The following is a 16,255-nucleotide window of genomic DNA, read 5'->3' on the forward strand; positions in this document are numbered from 1 at the left end:
ACGATAAAAGTTTTATTTTCCCTTCCTCTAAAGCAGTAAAGAGTTCATTTTTTAAAGCCGTCTAACAGCTTGTATGTTTTTTAGTCTTTTTAAAAGTAGACATGCATAGCTTGAAAGTATGATGGTTAAAGGAGTGGGAACTAGTTGGCAACGATGGGAGAATGGATGACACTTTTGTTTATGTCTGTTGCGCTAGGTATGGATGCTTTTTCAATCGGCCTTGGCATGGGAATGATATCACTTCGATTAAAGCAGATTATGAAAATTGGTGTGACGATCGGACTTTTCCATATGCTGATGCCGCTTGCCGGGATGACGATCGGAAAACAGATTTCTCTCCACTTTGGTGGTATTGCGGCGATCATTGGCGGAATATTGCTCGTCATACTCGGGATAACGATGATTCGCTCTTCTTTTTCAAGTGACGACGAACCTTTCGTACAGCCGATCGGTATCGGGTTATTGGTCTTTGCATTAAGTGCGTCTTTAGACAGCTTTTCGGTAGGCTTGTCATTGGGGATCTATGGGGCGAAAACATGGCTGACGATATTGATGTTCGGTATAATGAGCATGGTTTTAACATGGGCTGGGCTCATTATGGGAAAGAAAGTGCAAAAGTGGCTCGGTTCGTATGGTGAGGCCTTTGGCGGCTGTATCCTGCTCGCTTTTGGTGTGAAGATTCTGTTTCCTTTTTAACTTTTGGAGATGGCATTTGCAGGGTGAACTCCTGGAAAGCGAAGCAACCTGGAACGGAGATCAACTACTTTCAAAAACAACTTGGATTGCGAGAACAGTCATTTTTTTATTCATTAAACCGATGATATACTTAATAAAATAACGTTATCCCAGATGAAAATAGGGAAAGATAGAATATGAGGTGATGCCATCATGAATAAGAACGTGTTATTTATTTGTACAGGCAATACGTGCCGCAGCCCGATGGCAGAGGCGATTTTACGTGAAAAAGGAAAAGGCAGGTTCAACGTTAAGTCAGCAGGCGTTTTTGCGGGAAATGGGGCAGTGATGAGCTCAAATGCATCTCATGCTCTTTCGGAGAGAAAGATCAAAGAAAGCCATCAGTCACAAGGCGTATCCGATTATCTGATCGAATGGGCGGACCTCGTATTAACAATGACAGAAAGCCACAAACATGCTCTTGTCGGTCGTTGGCCGGATGCCGTGAATAAGACATACACGTTAAAAGAGTATGTTCTCGATGAAGAAGATCAAAAGAGAATTGAAGAAATCTACGAGCTGTATACAGAGATTGAGATGCTGAAGCTTCAGTATATGTCAAAGGACTCTGCGGATGAAGAAGTGAGACAAGCGTTCGAGAGAGAAGTACGGCCGCTCGTTGAAAGACGAATGGAACTGGAAAGTGCTGTTCCGTCTCTAGACATTACGGATCCGTTCGGGGGACCACTCCACCTTTATCAGGAGACGAGAGATGAAATTGAAGCACTTATTGAAAAATTAATGAAAAAAGACGATAGCAAGAAGTAGTAAGACATAATTCAATAAGGCTGTCTTAAATTGCCGTGAAGTAACATTGTACAGGGCATAAGGACAGAATATAATGGAAAAAAGTATGAGAGAGCAGGTGCACACAACATGAAAGTAGCAATTGGATCAGATCACGCCGGAGTTGAATTACGAAAAGAAATCATCAGCTTGATTGAAGAACTGGGCATGGAAGTTGAGGATGTAGGCTGTGAATGCAATACATCTGTCGACTATCCGGACTATGCCATCCCTGTAGCTGAAAAAGTAGCCAACGGTGAAGCGGATCGCGGAATCTTAATCTGCGGTACGGGTATCGGAATGAGTATTGCGGCAAACAAAGTAAAAGGAATCCGCTGCGCGCTTGTTCATGATCTGTTCAGTGCTAAAGCAACAAGACAGCATAACGACAGCAATGTACTTGCCATGGGTGAACGTGTCATTGGGCCAGGTCTCGCTTTGGAAATCGCAAAAGTATGGCTAACCACAGAATATGAAGGCGGACGCCACGGTCGCCGTGTCGGTAAAATCTCTCAATACGAAGGCCAATAGCATTATAGCTATTAACCCATAAAATGAAGGGAAGACCATCTAATGAGCGATGAGCTCCAACAAATTCAAGACCAAGTCCTGAATGTTTTGCAAGATCTGCAAAAGCATGCACAATTAAGACCGTCTCAATTATTAGTAGTAGGCGCAAGCACAAGCGAAGTAATTGGTGAACGAATTGGCACATCAGGCACGATGGATACAGCGGGCGCACTTTACCGAGGTATCATAGCGTTTCAAGAGGAAACAGGAGTTGCACTTGCCGTGCAGTGCTGTGAGCACTTGAATCGTGCGCTTGTTATGGAGCGCGAAGAAGCAGAAAAACGAGGTTATGAGGAAGTCCGGGTCGTTCCTGCACGATCGGCAGGTGGAGCATTGGCAACACATGTTTTCCACCACATGAACGAACCCGTGATCGTTGAATATATAAAAGCCGATGCAGGCATTGACATCGGCGATACCTTTATCGGGATGCACCTGAAGCATGTAGCCGTGCCTGTGCGCAGTGAAGTGAAGAAAGTCGGCGCTGCTCATGTGACGTTGGCGAAGACTCGTCCAAAGCTGATCGGCGGGGAACGCGCGGTGTATCCGAGCAAGGAAGACATACGTTGTTTTTAGTGGAAAGCCCTCTTGGTGAGGGCTTTTTGTTTTTTAAGCTGGCTGTAGGTGTGCGCAAGGGTGTCGAGCTGTGTCGAGGATTGTAGACTCGTGGATAAACTGCCAAAACTTTTGGATTCAGCCCAAAAACTCGTGGATTGAAGCACAAAACTCGTGGATTCAGCACTAAAACTTTTGGATTCATGAGTGTTTTTTGTGGGATTACGGTTAACAAGGCTACTTTCTGCGGTTTCTGTGCTCTCACACCAATAATCTGAAGCTTGGCACTCGCCAAGCCCCTTAGTGATGTTCAATTTCATAGTGAATCCACTCAGAATTGATGTTTTTTCCGCCCATTTTCTTATAAAGAGCCTGTGCAGACGTGTTATCGATGGCCGTTTGCCACGACATGTACGCGTAGCCTTCATTTTTCGTGTAATCCAGCACATGCTGAAACAGCTTTTCGCCTAAACCTGCGCCCCGGAACTCAGCATCTACAAATAAATCATTCAAGATCGCAATTTTTTGTACACGTGTCGTGCTGAAGGAAAAGTAAAGTGTAGCAAATGCGGCTAAACGACCGTCATCGGTTTCCGCGACAAATTGCGTTCCTGCTTCATCAGACGCAAGCAAATGCTTGATATGATCCTCAAGTTTTGTTCCTTCAGGTGTCTTTCCTTTATAAAAGTCAACGATATAGCGAAGCATTAAGCCGTTCAACTGCTCTACATCCTCTAAAACGACTGGACGGATCTTAAAAGTTGCCACCAAAAGCATCTCCTTTAATTTGGGTTTTTTACATCTATATTAAGTGATTCTTAGTGAACTGAATAGGTCGAAGCGGAGTCTTAAATAAAAAAGAGAGCGGAGAATCTTCCCGCTCTTACCGTTAGTTTATATATGTCGCATTGATTAAAGGAAGTCCAGACTTAGCGTCCTTGCCGTTTTTCACGTTTCCGTAGACGGTGACTTCTGAACCTTCTCCAAAGCTGCTGTCCATCGTAAAGTTCATCACCTTAAACGTTGTTTCGCCAACCTTCATCTCAAAGCTGCCACCCATGCCTTTTTCCTCATGTGCTGTAATTGTTCCGGTTGCTTTTATGATTTTTTCGTTATAAGCACCAGGATCTGATTCAAGCGCTTTTGGATCTAACTGAACTGCATTTTTCTCCATATTTTTGATAATCTCAGCTTGTTGACCAGCTAGATCATCGTTTGTGTTTTGATCTTCATTGGCTCTTTTCTCTGTTTTTTCTTTTGCTTCAGGCTTTGCTTTTTCTTCGCTGCAGCCGGTCAGTGCTAGTACGAAAACAAGGAGACTCGCTCCAAACCACTTTTTCATCATGCTAAAAAACACCCCTTAATGTATAACTCTATCTCTATTATGTATCATCATACCATGTTCATTCCTTTCAAATAAAATGAATTTTCGCACTTGTGCATTTCCTCTTACAACTTAAAGCATTAACGTGTAAGATATAGGGGTATGTTACAATCATAATAATTTTTCACATAAGGTAAGGGGGAAGCGAAATTGAACCATTTGAAAACAGCTGATCAAGAAGTCTACCAATCCATTATGGATGAATTGCACCGCCAGCGTACGAAAATTGAATTGATTGCTTCTGAAAACTTTGTAAGCCAAGCCGTAATGGAAGCTCAAGGCTCCGTTCTGACGAATAAATACGCTGAAGGCTACCCGTCTAAACGTTATTATGGCGGATGTGAACACGTGGATGTTGTTGAGAATTTAGCAAGAGACCGCGCGAAGAAAATTTTTGGTGCGGAACACGCTAACGTCCAGCCTCACTCTGGTGCACAAGCGAACATGGCCGTCTACTTCACAATCCTTGAGCAAGGTGACACAGTACTTGGTATGAACCTTTCTCATGGCGGTCACTTAACACACGGAAGTGCCGTAAACTTCTCAGGTATCCAATACAATTTTGTTGAGTATGGAGTAGATGCTGAGAAAAACGTGATTGATTATGAAGACGTTCGTCAAAAAGCCCTTGAACACCGTCCGAAGCTGATTGTAGCGGGCGCGAGCGCTTATCCGCGTGCGATTGATTTTGCAAAGTTCCGCGAGATCGCAGATGAAGTTGAAGCTTACCTTATGGTGGATATGGCCCACATCGCAGGACTTGTAGCGGCAGGCCTTCACCAAAATCCAGTTCCTTATGCAGATTTTGTAACAACGACAACACATAAAACACTTCGCGGTCCTCGTGGAGGAATGATTTTATGTAGAGAAGAATTCGCGAAAAAAATTGATAAATCCATCTTCCCAGGCATCCAAGGCGGTCCTTTGATGCACGTGATCGCTGCAAAAGCGGTATCGTTTGGAGAAGTGTTAACAGATGAGTTTAAGAGTTATGCAGAGCAGATCGTGAAAAACGCTAAACGCCTAGCAGACTCACTGAAAAAAGAAGGCATCACACTTGTTTCTGACGGCACAGACAATCACTTGATCTTGATCAACGTGAGCGAACTTGCGCTAACAGGAAAAGTGGCTGAAAAAGCACTAGATGATATCGGAATCACGGTAAACAAGAACACGATTCCATTTGATAAAGAAAGCCCGTTTGTAACGAGCGGAATCCGTATCGGAACAGCAGCGGTAACATCTCGCGGCTTTATTGAAGAAGACATGGACGAGATCGCTTCTATCATGGCTTCCGTGCTGAAGAACGTAGAAGACGAAACCGTGTTGAAAGATGCAGAGACACGCGTTGAAAAGCTAGCAGGAAAATATAAGCTTTACGAATAAATGAAGATAAAAAAACCAGTTTCTTAAGCGGAAACTGGTTTTTTTTGTAAAATATGATCTTTAATTGTAGTCCTCCGAGCAGGTATTGGAATAATATATTGATGCTTTGGAAGGTATTGAATAAGTTTTACTAATGCTAGGCTCCCAAATAAAACAGCGAAAAACATAATAGGCATCATTCTTGTCTGCCATACGCCGTCAGGAAGAATTTGAATAAACATAATAAGAACAAAAGGATGTAACAAATAAATACCCATTGAAAACTTCCCAATAACTTGAAGTGAAGTTCTCACAAAGTTTATCTGACTAACATAACTATACAGTCCAATCGTTGCAAAACTTAAGAGCGGAATATTAATCATATTTGTAGCTCTTCTTGATGAAATAGAACCGATTGTCTTGTATTCGTAAATTGCTCCTACATATACTCCAATTAAAACAAATACTAGAATAATTTTGTTTTTCTTAGTCCATTTAGAAATGGGTTTCCAATAGTAAGCTAAAAAACCTCCAAATACAAAGTAAAAAATCCAGTGAAATAAAAATACTTTATCAATCATTACTGTTTCAAGTACCCCTGAAACGAAAGGAATATCCTTCGTAATAAAAAAGTAATAACTTGAAAAAGCAGATATTCCTAGAGCGATCCACCATGCAATACCATTTCTAATAAATTGCAAGAGAGGGAAAATCAAATAAAACTGAACTACAATGGCCATAAAGTATAAATGATAAAACGATTGCCCTAATGTGAAATTATAAAGAAATACTTTAGGATCTGTAGGGAATTTCCCACCAAGAATATATACAGTTACCAGCTGGTAAAATATGCTCCAAATAATAAAAGGTAATAAAATCTTAGTTGTTCTGGAAGAGACAAATTTTTTGAAAACAAACCCTTTTTTATTTATTGAATTGAAAAGTAAAAATCCACTTATGACAGCAAATGTGGGTGTACCAAAACGTCCTAATTGATTGAAGAAATAAGTAAACCAGTTAAATACTCCGTCCGCTTGATTATAATACGTCGCAGATACATGAACTAGTAATACACCGATACATGCGAACGCTCTTAAAAAGTGAATTTCGTTAAAATATTCTTTAGTTGCTAAATTTTTATTCACTCTTTACATCCTCTCTTATAAGCAAAAAGTTTTGTGAAATAAAAAAGCCCTTATAATCTTCGTTTATCATATTAGAAAACAAAGGGTAAAACATCTTGAAATATATGGGTTTTCCAACGGTGGAACTATGATTCTCCCAAAGTAATGTTAAGAAAGTATTAAGTTATTTAAAAACCTTTTTAAAAAAGTAGTGATTCAAATAAGATTACTTATAAAAATGAATAAAGCACTTTTAGCAGTACTGTGAATTGTTGCTCTACTAATCCCTACATTCTCGATGCTGATGCTCATGGCTCGAAAATCTAAGCAAAAAGGTATAGCACATGTAACCCTGCAATAGATCTCGTCCCATCACTGGATCTGAGTACGCATTCTTGGCAGTAGTTGCGATGCAAAAAGGAATCGACGGAAAAGAACTGTTGTAGACGTTAAACCTACCTATGATTTTGAGGCAAAAAAAAGGGAATAGTAGTAGAAGTAATCGTTATGTAAAATTTGGAGTCTAAATTACATGAAAATGATGTGAGTTTTCCTTGAAGTAGATGTTGTTTTTCTGTACAATGCTAGAGATGCTTTTTGAACGACAACTATAAGATACATAAGGAGAGGTGCTTAACATGAGCAATGTATATGTCCTTGATCATCCGTTAATTCAGCATAAATTAACATACATCCGTGATGAAAGAACGGGTACAAAAGAATTCCGCGAGCTCGTTGATGAAGTAGCGGGACTGATGGCCTTTGAAATTACACGAGATCTTCCATTGCAAGAAGTAACGGTAAAAACGCCGGTTGCTGAAGCGACAATGAAAACAATCGCTGGAAAAAAACTAGGGCTAGTACCGATCCTTCGTGCAGGACTTGGAATGGTAGACGGAATCCTTAAACTTATTCCAGCGGCAAAAGTTGGACATGTTGGTCTTTACCGTGATCCTGAAACCCTAACACCGATTGAATACTACGTGAAGCTTCCATCTGATGTAGAAGAGCGTGATTTCATCGTAATCGACCCTATGCTTGCTACAGGCGGATCTGCAGCTGCAGCTATTGAATCAATCAAAAAACGCGGCGCGAAAAACATTAAGCTTATGTGCTTAGTGGCAGCTCCAGAAGGTGTAAAAGTGATCCAAGAAGAGCACCCTGACGTTGATATTTTCTTAGCAGCACTTGATGAAAAATTGAACGACCACGGATACATCGTTCCAGGCCTAGGGGACGCTGGAGACCGTTTATTCGGAACAAAATAAGCAGTAAAATGAAAAAACTGATTCGATTGAGGGTAAAAACCCACATTCGAGCCAGTTTTTTTGTTCGGAAAAGGGGTTAAATCCTCGGTGTGAGCGAAACTCCGGTACTATTGAGCGAAAACTGGACTCCATTGAGCGAAACTGAGGCCTAACTGAGCGAAAAACATACTCAACTGAGCGAAACGCATGGTCTTGTGCGCGAACGTGTAATAAATAAAAGAACACGTACCGTAAAACAGCAAAAAAAGAAGGCTGACAACCGTCAGCCCCCAACATTAACCCGAGCAGTTAGTTCATTTCCTCAAACTTCATATCGATGAGCGATTTATCATCATGCATGACGCCAACTTTGACAAGATGCTTCCTATCTTTTTGATAAACGGTAAAATCAAAGAAATCTGTTATAGTACCGTCTGGGCTTATGTTCCGTGTATCGTATTGATAATCGCTCACTCTGCTGTTTGGATACTTTTCTTTCGTCTCAGCTAAAGCCATCTTGCCCCATTTTGCATAATCTTTATGTGTCAAAGATGAATCCATATCTGCTGGTGTCTGATCATTGTATTGAACGTTTAAGGGTTTCGTACGATCGTTCTCCACATTATTTCTCATATCTGTAGATTCTTCAGTTGGCTTTTTGTCATTGTTCATACAGCCGCTCACAGCCAAAATCGTAATCATCGTAAATAAAACAATCCATTTTTGTTTCATGTTGAACAAGCTCCTTCACATATAGTTAATGTAAGTATTTATCATTTGGAGTTAATTATTCAGGATATTGGAAATGATAGGGAGAGATAGTAAACAAAGTGAATAATAAACTATTGAAACAAGCCACAAAATTTCCACAATTTATTTAATAAACCGTCCCGTAAGTCGTTGACATAGAAATGTCACTATTGTATTCTTACAAAGGGAATATGGTAAGGTTTACATTCTTGTTATTTCAAGGGTTTTCAAGAAAAAAATTACCAAGTTTCCACTAGGAAGGAGTCCATTTGATATGAGCAACGGGAAACGCCCTTATAAAGCGATGGCTTTAATGTCAGGCATTCTTTCTCAGCTTGTTGGATGCATTTTAGTTGGACTTTTTGGAGGGAAATGGCTGGATGAGAAAGTCGGCAATGAATTTCCAATCTTCCTAATCATCGGGTTGTTTCTAGGTCTTGGAACAGGTGTTTACGGGATGATCCGCTTAATATCGAAGTTTTCAGGGGACGGGCAATGATGAATGAGTACAAATCAGTGTTTTTTAAATACATAAAGTACACATTGTATCTTCTCTCTCTTTTATTCATCGGTTATGCTGTCACTCCTTACAAAGCCATCTTTTTAGGACTGGCTCTTGGAACTGTGTTCAGTCTCTACAATCTTTGGAGTATGTACTCAAAGATCGAACGAATGGGACAAGCAGTGATCCAGCAGAAAAGAGTGAAAACACTCGGCTCACTTTCAAGACTCCTCTTTGCAGGGTTAGCGGTGCTCATCGCGATGAAATACCCGGAACATTTTCATTTATTAAGTGTGGTAGTGGGATTGATGTCAGTCTACATTATCATGTTAATAGATTCACTAACTCAAGTTACACGTACTCCAAAGGAAAAGAGGTGAACATAGGTGGAACATGGTGCACATTTTGAAAAATTCATGGGTTTGACTTTTAATATGTCAAACGTACTGATGATCACAGTTTCATCCGTTATTGTTTTCCTAATTGCGGTACTCGCTACTCGAACCCTGTCAATGCGACCAGGAGGAATGCAAAACTTCCTTGAATGGGTAGTCGATTTCGTAAAAGGAATCATCAACAGCACAATGGACTGGCATACGGGCGGACGCTTTTTAGCTTTAGGACTTACATTGATCATGTATATTTTCGTTGCCAACATGCTGGGATTACCTTTTGCAGTAGTAGTCGACCATAATCTATGGTGGAAATCCCCTACTGCAGACCCGACTATTACATTGACTCTTGCAGTTATGGTAGTAGCGTTATCACACTATTACGGTGTGAGAATGAAAGGGTTCAAGGAATATGGAGCTGAATTCTTCAAACCGATGAAGTTCTTGTTCCCACTAAAGATTATTGAAGAGTTTGCGAACACATTAACGCTTGGTCTTCGTCTTTACGGAAACATCTTCGCTGGTGAGATGCTTTTAGGTCTATTAGTAGGTTTAACTAAGATGGGTATTTTTGCTGGCGTGCTAGGAATCTTCCCGCTAATCGTGTGGCAAGGCTTCTCAGTTTTCGTTGGTGCTATCCAGGCATTTATCTTCACAATGCTGACAATGGTTTACTTGGCTCACAAAGTAAGTCACGACCATTAATTTTTTTCAGGAAATATCAAGCTTCTAATAAAAAAGGGGCCCATTTTCATAAAACTTTAAGGGAATTCAGAAGGGAGAAATTTTATCATGAATCTTATTGCAGCTGCAATCGCGGTAGGTCTAGCGGCACTTGGTGCTGGTATTGGTAACGGTTTAATCGTAGGACGTACAGTTGAGGGGATCGCTCGTCAACCAGAACTACGTGGTACTCTTCAAACAACAATGTTCATCGGGGTTGCGTTAGTTGAGGCACTTCCAATCATCGGTGTTGTTATCGCGTTCATCGCACTTGGTTCTTAATAATAACAACCATTGTTTATTACGATTTCTATAATGGCGAAGCAAGTTTCCGTAGAGGGACTACCCTTCGCCATTCCTTATGTATGATTGATTGAAGGGAGGAAATGGTGTGCAAAACTTAATTCTAGGTGCTGCTGCAGGTGAAGGCTTGAACACAGGAGATATTCTTTACCAGTTAGTTGCATTTTTAATCCTACTCGTATTATTGCGTAAGTACGCATGGGGCCCATTAATGGGTATCATGAAGGAGCGCCAATCACATATTAACAGCGAAATTGATGCGGCTGAAAAATCCCGTCAAGAAGCTAAAAGCTATCTTGAAACTCAAGTTGAAGAGTTGAAGAAAGCGAAAGAAGAAGCAAAAGCTATTATTGATAACGCGAAAAAGCAAGGCGAAGCACAAGGTGAAGCAATTATTAAAGCATCTCGTGACGAAGCTGAGCGTGTAAAAGAAGCTGCATTAGCTGAGATCGCTTCTGAAAAAGAAAAAGCAGTTGCTACACTTCGTCAAGAAGTTGCTGCTCTATCCGTTAAGATCGCTTCTAAAGTTATTGCAAAAGAACTTGATGAGAGCTCTCAGGAGAAGCTTATTAACGAATACCTTCAAGAGGTAGGCGAGTCTCGATGAGCAAAGATCAAGCAATCGTAGCTAAACGTTATGCATTGGCACTATTTGAAGTAGCTGGTGTTACGAAACTTGAAGAAACCGTTTCTGAATTGCGTCTTGTGAAAAACGTACTGGAGATCAACAAAGACCTTCAAAAAGTTTTATCACATCCAAAAGTATCAAAAGATCAAAAGAAAGAATTGATCAAAGAGAGCGTTGGAGCTGACCTTTCTCCGGCTGTAATGAACACGATCTATCTAATGGTAGACCGCAACCGTTACACATTTATCCCTGAAATGGCAGCGCAGTTCATTGAATTAGCAAATGAGGCACAAGGCATTGCCGACGCAAATGTATACTCTGTACGTCCTTTGTCAGACTCAGAGATACAAAAGTTGGAGCAAACGTTTGCTGCCCGAGTCGGCAAAAAAGCGTTGCGCATTAATAATATTGTAGATTCTTCCCTTGTTGGAGGAATCAAGATCCGCATTGGCAACCGTATTTTTGACGGAAGCATCAGCGGAAAGTTGAATCGAATGGAACGTCAATTAGCTTCTAACGGAAGCTGAGAGGATAGGGGTGAAATTCATGAGCATTAAAGCTGAAGAAATCAGTGCTTTAATAAAAAAACAGATTGAAAACTATCAATCTGAGATCGAAGTTAATGATGTGGGTACAGTTATCCAGGTCGGTGACGGTATTGCCCGTGCCCATGGATTAGATAACGTAATGGCTGGTGAGCTTGTTGAATTTTCTAACGGTGTAATGGGTATGGCCCAAAACCTTGAAGAAAACAACGTAGGTATCATCATTCTTGGGCCTTACCAAGAAATTCGTGAAGGTGACGAAGTAAAACGTACAGGACGCATCATGGAAGTTCCTGTAGGTGAAGAGCTTCTTGGCCGTGTAGTTAACCCACTTGGACAGCCGATCGACGGTAAAGGTCCAGTTGCGACTACAAAAACTCGTCCTATCGAGCAAAAAGCTCCAGGCGTAATGGCTCGTAAATCAGTACATGAGCCGCTTCAAACAGGTATCAAAGCGATTGACGCACTAGTGCCAATCGGACGCGGACAACGTGAGCTTATCATTGGTGACCGTCAAACTGGTAAAACCGCTGTAGCGATCGATACGATCCTTAACCAAAAAGATCAAGATATGATCTGTATCTATGTGGCGATCGGACAAAAAGAATCAACAGTTGCGGGCGTTGTGGAAACACTTCGTGAGCACGGTGCACTTGATTACACGATTGTTGTATCAGCATCTGCTTCTCAACCTGCACCATTGTTATTCTTAGCTCCATATTCTGGGGTATCTATGGCAGAAGAATTCATGTGGGCTGGTAAGCACGTATTGATCATTTATGATGATCTTTCTAAGCAAGCTGCTGCATACCGTGAGCTTTCCTTGCTACTTCGCCGTCCTCCAGGCCGTGAAGCATATCCAGGGGACGTATTCTACCTTCACTCTCGCTTGTTAGAGCGTGCTGCGAAGCTGAATGACGATCTAGGTGGCGGATCCATCACAGCGCTTCCGTTCATTGAAACGCAAGCATCTGACGTATCTGCTTATATTCCAACAAACGTTATCTCTATCACAGACGGACAGATCTTCTTACAATCTGACTTGTTCTTCTCCGGTGTTCGTCCGGCGATCAACGCAGGTATCTCCGTTTCTCGTGTAGGGGGAGCAGCTCAGATCAAAGCGATGAGCAAAGTATCTGGTACACTTCGTCTGGATCTTGCTTCATACCGTGAACTAGAAGCATTCGCTCAGTTCGGATCTGACCTTGATAAAGCAACGCAAGCAAAACTTAACCGTGGTGCACGTACAGTAGAAGTACTTAAGCAAGGACTTCACAAGCCACTAAAAGTTGAGCACCAAGTTGCGATCCTTTATGCATTGACTCGTGGTTACATCGATGATGTAGCTGTTGAAGATGTAAACCGCTTTGAAGAAGCGCTTTACGCACACATGGAAGCAAACTCTAAAGACGTTCTTGATGCAATCAAGACATCTGGAAAACTTCCTGGCGACGACAGCCTAGACGAAGCGATCAAAGCATTCAAAAAGACATTCGCGTAAGATTTTAAATAGACTTTAAAGCAGAGGTGCGGCAACAGCCGTACCTTGCAACCAGCTTACAACAAAGGTTTGTTTTAAAACGAGGTTTGCCTGTGTTTTAAAACTTTCACTAAAAGGTGGTGAAAATGAATGGCATTAAAAGATATAAAAGCACGTATTGACTCTACTAAAAAGACCATGCAGATCACAAAAGCGATGGAGATGGTTTCAGCTGCAAAGCTAAACCGCGCTGAACAAAATGCAAGATCTTTCGGCCCTTATGTGGATAAAATCCAAGAGGTAGTTGGAAGCATTGCATCTGGAAGCAACGCGAAACACTCTATGCTTTTAACACGCCCAGTGAAGAAGACAGGTTATTTTGTCGTTACAGCTGACCGTGGATTAGCAGGTGCTTATAACTCAAATATTTTGCGCCACGTCTACCGTACCATTCAAGAGCGTCACAAATCATCTGATGAGTATGCATTGATCGTAATCGGTAAAGTCGGTGTGAACTTTTTTAAGAGCCGTAAAATGCCTATTCTTGACAGCATTACAGGCGTGGCAGACCAGCCATCTTTTGCTGAGATTAAGGCGATCGCATCAAAGGCAGTCGGTCTTTATGCTGATGGAACGTTTGATGAACTTTACATGTATTATAACCATTTTGTAAGTGCCATTCAGAGCGATCTTACGGAGAAGAAGCTTCTTCCGTTAACAGATATCGCTGCAACTAAATCAAAATCTTCTTATGAGTATGAACCATCAGAGGACGAGATCCTTGAAGTGCTTCTTCCTCAATATGCAGAGAGCTTGATTTATGGTGCTTTACTTGATGCGAAAGCAGCCGAGCATGGTTCACGTATGACTGCGATGAGAAATGCAACGGATAACGCTAATGAACTGATCGGCCAATTGAACCTCTCATACAACCGTGAGCGTCAAGCAGCCATCACTCAGGAAATTACGGAAATCGTCGGCGGTGTAGCAGCTCTAGAATAGACTTTCTAAGTGGTTCTAGCAGCTAATGTGCAAAGTAAGATAGGAGGGAAACCGATGAATAAAGGCTATATTACTCAAATTCTTGGACCGGTCGTTGACGTTAAGTTCGAAGGCCAGCTTCCAGAATTGCTTAACGCTTTAACTGTTAGCGCTGAGGGTGTTGACTTAACACTAGAAGTAGCACTTCACCTTGGTGATAACATGGTTCGTACAATCGCAATGGATTCAACGGATGGTCTTGTTCGTGGGATGGAAATCGCTGACTCAGGTAAGCCGATCTCTGTACCAGTAGGTGAAGCAACACTTGGACGCGTATTTAACGTAACAGGTGATCACATTGACCTTGGTGAGGCAGTACCGGCAGAAGTTCGCCGTGACCCGATCCACCGTTCAGCACCTTCTTTTGAAGAATTAACAACAAAGACTGAGATCCTTGAAACTGGGATCAAGGTAGTTGACCTTATCGCTCCATACGTAAAAGGTGGAAAAATCGGTCTTTTCGGTGGTGCGGGAGTAGGTAAAACGGTTCTTATCCAGGAGCTTATCAACAACATCGCACAAGAACACGGTGGAATCTCCGTATTCGCAGGTGTTGGTGAGCGTACTCGTGAAGGAAATGACCTTTTCCACGAGATGAGCGACTCTGGTGTTATCAAAAAAACGGCAATGGTATTCGGACAAATGAACGAGCCGCCTGGAGCACGTGCACGTATCGCTCTTTCTGGTTTGACAATGGCTGAATTCTTCCGTGATGAAGAAGGACAAGACGTTCTTTTCTTCGTAGATAACATCTTCCGTTTCACGCAAGCAGGTTCTGAAGTATCTGCCCTTCTTGGCCGTATGCCATCAGCGGTAGGTTACCAGCCAACTCTTGCAACAGAGATGGGTCAATTACAAGAACGTATCACATCAACGAAAAAAGGTTCAGTAACATCTATTCAAGCGGTATATGTACCTGCCGATGACTATACGGATCCGGCTCCAGCTACAGCGTTCGCTCACTTAGATGCAACAACAAACCTTGAGCGTAAATTAACAGCTATGGGTATCTATCCAGCGGTAGATCCACTAGCTTCAACTTCACGTGCACTTTCTCCTGAGATCGTTGGAGAAGAGCATTACGAAGTAGCTCGTAAAGTACAGGCGACACTACAGCGTTATAAAGAACTTCAAGATATCATCGCGATCCTAGGTATGGACGAGCTTTCTGAAGACGATAAGCTAGTTGTACACCGTGCGCGCCGTATCCAGTTCTTCTTATCTCAAAACTTCCACGTTGCAGAACAATTTACAGGACAAAAAGGTTCATACGTTCCTGTTAAAGAAACAGTTCGTGGATTCAAAGAAATCCTTGAAGGAAAATACGATGATCTTCCGGAATCAGCGTTCCATCTCGTAGGCTCTATTGAGGATGCTATTGAAAAAGCAAAAACTTTGGCCTAATGCCTGAAAGGGGAAGATTGGATGAAAACCATTCAAGTCAGCGTAGTAACCCCTGATGGTCCTGTGTTTGAAGGAAATGCGAAAATGGTCAGCGCGAAAGCAAAAAGTGGGGAGCTTGGAATTCTTCCAGGCCATATCCCTCTTGTAGCTCCTTTAACGATCAGCGCCGTGCGTGTTCACGACACTGATGGGAAAACACAATATGTGGCCGTTAGCGGTGGATTTATAGAAGTGCGACCTGAAAAAGTCACGATCTTAGCAGAAGCTGCTGAAGTCGCTGGCGAAATCGAAGTGGATCGTGCACGTGCATCAAAAGAGCGTGCCGAGAAGCGTCTTGCAGGCAACCAGCAAGACAACTTAGATGCAACGCGTGCGGAGCTTGCACTTAAACGTGCGATCAACCGTATTGACGTAGCAGCAAAGCGATAATTTTCAAGCCTTTCAGCTTTCCAGATTTGGAGAGTTGGAGGGCTTTTTTGTTTGTGGAGGCGGTTATGTGAGGGAATTAGAGAGTGCGAAATATGTCGAGGATTGTAGACTCGTGGATAAAAGCTCAAAACTTCTGGATTGAGACCCAAAACTCGTGGATAAACAGTCAAAATTTTTGGATTGAGTGCTTAAATTTTTGGATTAAAACTATAGAATACCCTACTAGGTATGTGGAATAGCCAGATTTAGGATCCGAAACTGCACCTATTTTGTGTTTAAAGGCATCATTCGG

General features: G+C 41.9%; 21 protein-coding genes. 16 read left to right on the forward strand and 5 right to left on the reverse strand.

The genetic code is table 11. From position 1 onward, the window contains the following. Nucleotides 1-153 precede the first annotated feature (153 nt). The 4 genes from AWM68_RS17305 (at nucleotide 154) to AWM68_RS17320 (ending at nucleotide 2,667) form a co-directional block, all read left to right on the forward strand. Complete coding sequence (locus AWM68_RS17305; protein WP_231868463.1) at nucleotides 154-696, forward strand: manganese efflux pump MntP family protein; 543 nt, start codon at nucleotides 154-156, stop codon at nucleotides 694-696. A gap of 192 nt (nucleotides 697-888) precedes the next feature. After that, nucleotides 889-1,503: a low molecular weight protein arginine phosphatase gene (locus AWM68_RS17310; RefSeq protein ID WP_066244751.1), complete on the forward strand. Its 615-nt coding sequence runs from the start codon at nucleotides 889-891 to the stop codon at nucleotides 1,501-1,503. Nucleotides 1,504-1,611: 108 nt separating this feature from the next. Further along, nucleotides 1,612-2,052: a ribose 5-phosphate isomerase B gene (gene rpiB, locus AWM68_RS17315; protein ID WP_066244753.1), complete on the forward strand. Its 441-nt coding sequence runs from the start codon at nucleotides 1,612-1,614 to the stop codon at nucleotides 2,050-2,052. Between the two features lie 42 nt (nucleotides 2,053-2,094). After that, nucleotides 2,095-2,667: a TIGR01440 family protein gene (locus AWM68_RS17320; protein WP_066244754.1), complete on the forward strand. Its 573-nt coding sequence runs from the start codon at nucleotides 2,095-2,097 to the stop codon at nucleotides 2,665-2,667. Here the strand turns inward: AWM68_RS17320 and AWM68_RS21920 are convergent. The 3 genes from AWM68_RS21920 to AWM68_RS17335 all read right to left on the reverse strand — a co-directional run bounded on the left by AWM68_RS21920 (nucleotide 2,664) and on the right by AWM68_RS17335 (nucleotide 3,991). Further along, nucleotides 2,664-2,966 (reverse strand): hypothetical protein, encoded by a 303-nt coding sequence (locus AWM68_RS21920; protein ID WP_066244756.1) that lies wholly within the window; start codon nucleotides 2,964-2,966, stop codon nucleotides 2,664-2,666. The two genes, AWM68_RS17320 and AWM68_RS21920, sit on opposite strands and share 4 nt — an antisense overlap. Next, on the reverse strand, nucleotides 2,947-3,414 hold the full coding sequence (locus AWM68_RS17330; RefSeq protein WP_331710055.1) for a GNAT family N-acetyltransferase: 468 nt from the start codon (nucleotides 3,412-3,414) through the stop codon (nucleotides 2,947-2,949). Before AWM68_RS17330 ends, AWM68_RS21920 begins: the two co-directional genes overlap by 20 nt. Before the next feature lie 121 nt (nucleotides 3,415-3,535). Beyond that, nucleotides 3,536-3,991, reverse strand: a complete 456-nt coding sequence (locus AWM68_RS17335; RefSeq protein WP_066244760.1) for a hypothetical protein — start codon at nucleotides 3,989-3,991, stop codon at nucleotides 3,536-3,538. Nucleotides 3,992-4,180: 189 nt separating this feature from the next. Here AWM68_RS17335 and glyA point away from each other — a divergent pair, with 189 nt between their 5' ends. Further along, the gene (gene glyA / locus AWM68_RS17340) at nucleotides 4,181-5,416 is read left to right on the forward strand and encodes a serine hydroxymethyltransferase (RefSeq protein WP_066244762.1); all 1,236 of its coding nucleotides are present in this window, start codon (nucleotides 4,181-4,183) and stop codon (nucleotides 5,414-5,416) included. Nucleotides 5,417-5,439: 23 nt separating this feature from the next. Here the strand turns inward: glyA and AWM68_RS17345 are convergent, their stop codons facing one another. Then, a complete protein-coding gene (locus AWM68_RS17345) occupies nucleotides 5,440-6,540 on the reverse strand; it encodes an acyltransferase (RefSeq protein WP_066244763.1) in 1,101 nt (366 codons plus the stop codon). A 617-nt stretch (nucleotides 6,541-7,157) separates the two neighbouring features. Here AWM68_RS17345 and upp point away from each other — a divergent pair. Beyond that, nucleotides 7,158-7,787 carry a uracil phosphoribosyltransferase gene (gene upp / locus AWM68_RS17350; protein ID WP_066244766.1) on the forward strand — a complete coding sequence of 210 codons (630 nt, stop codon included), beginning with the start codon at nucleotides 7,158-7,160 and terminating at the stop codon, nucleotides 7,785-7,787. A gap of 288 nt (nucleotides 7,788-8,075) precedes the next feature. Here the strand turns inward: upp and AWM68_RS17355 are convergent, their stop codons facing one another. Further along, complete coding sequence (locus AWM68_RS17355) at nucleotides 8,076-8,498, reverse strand: DUF3889 domain-containing protein (RefSeq protein WP_066244768.1); 423 nt, start codon at nucleotides 8,496-8,498, stop codon at nucleotides 8,076-8,078. Nucleotides 8,499-8,790: 292 nt separating this feature from the next. Between AWM68_RS17355 and AWM68_RS17360 the strand changes: the two genes are divergently transcribed. From AWM68_RS17360 to AWM68_RS17405, 10 genes are all read left to right on the forward strand, one after another. Then, nucleotides 8,791-9,015 carry an AtpZ/AtpI family protein gene (locus AWM68_RS17360; RefSeq protein ID WP_066244770.1) on the forward strand — a complete coding sequence of 75 codons (225 nt, stop codon included), beginning with the start codon at nucleotides 8,791-8,793 and terminating at the stop codon, nucleotides 9,013-9,015. Next, a complete protein-coding gene (locus tag AWM68_RS17365; RefSeq protein ID WP_156488442.1) occupies nucleotides 9,012-9,398 on the forward strand; it encodes an ATP synthase subunit I in 387 nt (128 codons plus the stop codon). The genes AWM68_RS17360 and AWM68_RS17365 overlap by 4 nt, the downstream gene beginning before the upstream one ends. 6 nt (nucleotides 9,399-9,404) lie before the next feature. After that, nucleotides 9,405-10,115 carry a F0F1 ATP synthase subunit A gene (gene atpB, locus AWM68_RS17370; RefSeq protein ID WP_082820757.1) on the forward strand — a complete coding sequence of 237 codons (711 nt, stop codon included), beginning with the start codon at nucleotides 9,405-9,407 and terminating at the stop codon, nucleotides 10,113-10,115. Between the two features lie 87 nt (nucleotides 10,116-10,202). Continuing rightward, entirely contained in the window at nucleotides 10,203-10,415 is a 213-nt protein-coding gene (gene atpE, locus AWM68_RS17375; RefSeq protein WP_066244772.1) for a F0F1 ATP synthase subunit C, read from the forward strand. 109 nt (nucleotides 10,416-10,524) lie between these two features. Continuing rightward, a complete protein-coding gene (atpF, locus tag AWM68_RS17380; protein WP_066244774.1) occupies nucleotides 10,525-11,043 on the forward strand; it encodes a F0F1 ATP synthase subunit B in 519 nt (172 codons plus the stop codon). Beyond that, nucleotides 11,040-11,591, forward strand: a complete 552-nt coding sequence (locus AWM68_RS17385; RefSeq protein WP_066244776.1) for a F0F1 ATP synthase subunit delta — start codon at nucleotides 11,040-11,042, stop codon at nucleotides 11,589-11,591. Before atpF ends, AWM68_RS17385 begins: the two co-directional genes overlap by 4 nt. 19 nt (nucleotides 11,592-11,610) lie before the next feature. Further along, a complete protein-coding gene (atpA, locus tag AWM68_RS17390) occupies nucleotides 11,611-13,110 on the forward strand; it encodes a F0F1 ATP synthase subunit alpha (RefSeq protein WP_066244778.1) in 1,500 nt (499 codons plus the stop codon). Between the two features lie 129 nt (nucleotides 13,111-13,239). Next, nucleotides 13,240-14,091, forward strand: coding sequence for an ATP synthase F1 subunit gamma (atpG, locus tag AWM68_RS17395; RefSeq protein WP_066244779.1), 852 nt, complete (start codon nucleotides 13,240-13,242; stop codon nucleotides 14,089-14,091). 54 nt (nucleotides 14,092-14,145) lie between these two features. Then, complete coding sequence (gene atpD / locus AWM68_RS17400; protein ID WP_066244782.1) at nucleotides 14,146-15,534, forward strand: F0F1 ATP synthase subunit beta; 1,389 nt, start codon at nucleotides 14,146-14,148, stop codon at nucleotides 15,532-15,534. Between the two features lie 21 nt (nucleotides 15,535-15,555). Next, the gene (locus AWM68_RS17405) at nucleotides 15,556-15,963 is read left to right on the forward strand and encodes a F0F1 ATP synthase subunit epsilon (RefSeq protein WP_066244784.1); all 408 of its coding nucleotides are present in this window, start codon (nucleotides 15,556-15,558) and stop codon (nucleotides 15,961-15,963) included. Nucleotides 15,964-16,255 lie beyond the last annotated feature (292 nt).

It is taken from the genome of Fictibacillus phosphorivorans (genome assembly GCF_001619875.1).
Classification (GTDB): Bacteria; Bacillota; Bacilli; order Bacillales; family Fictibacillaceae; genus Fictibacillus; species Fictibacillus phosphorivorans_B.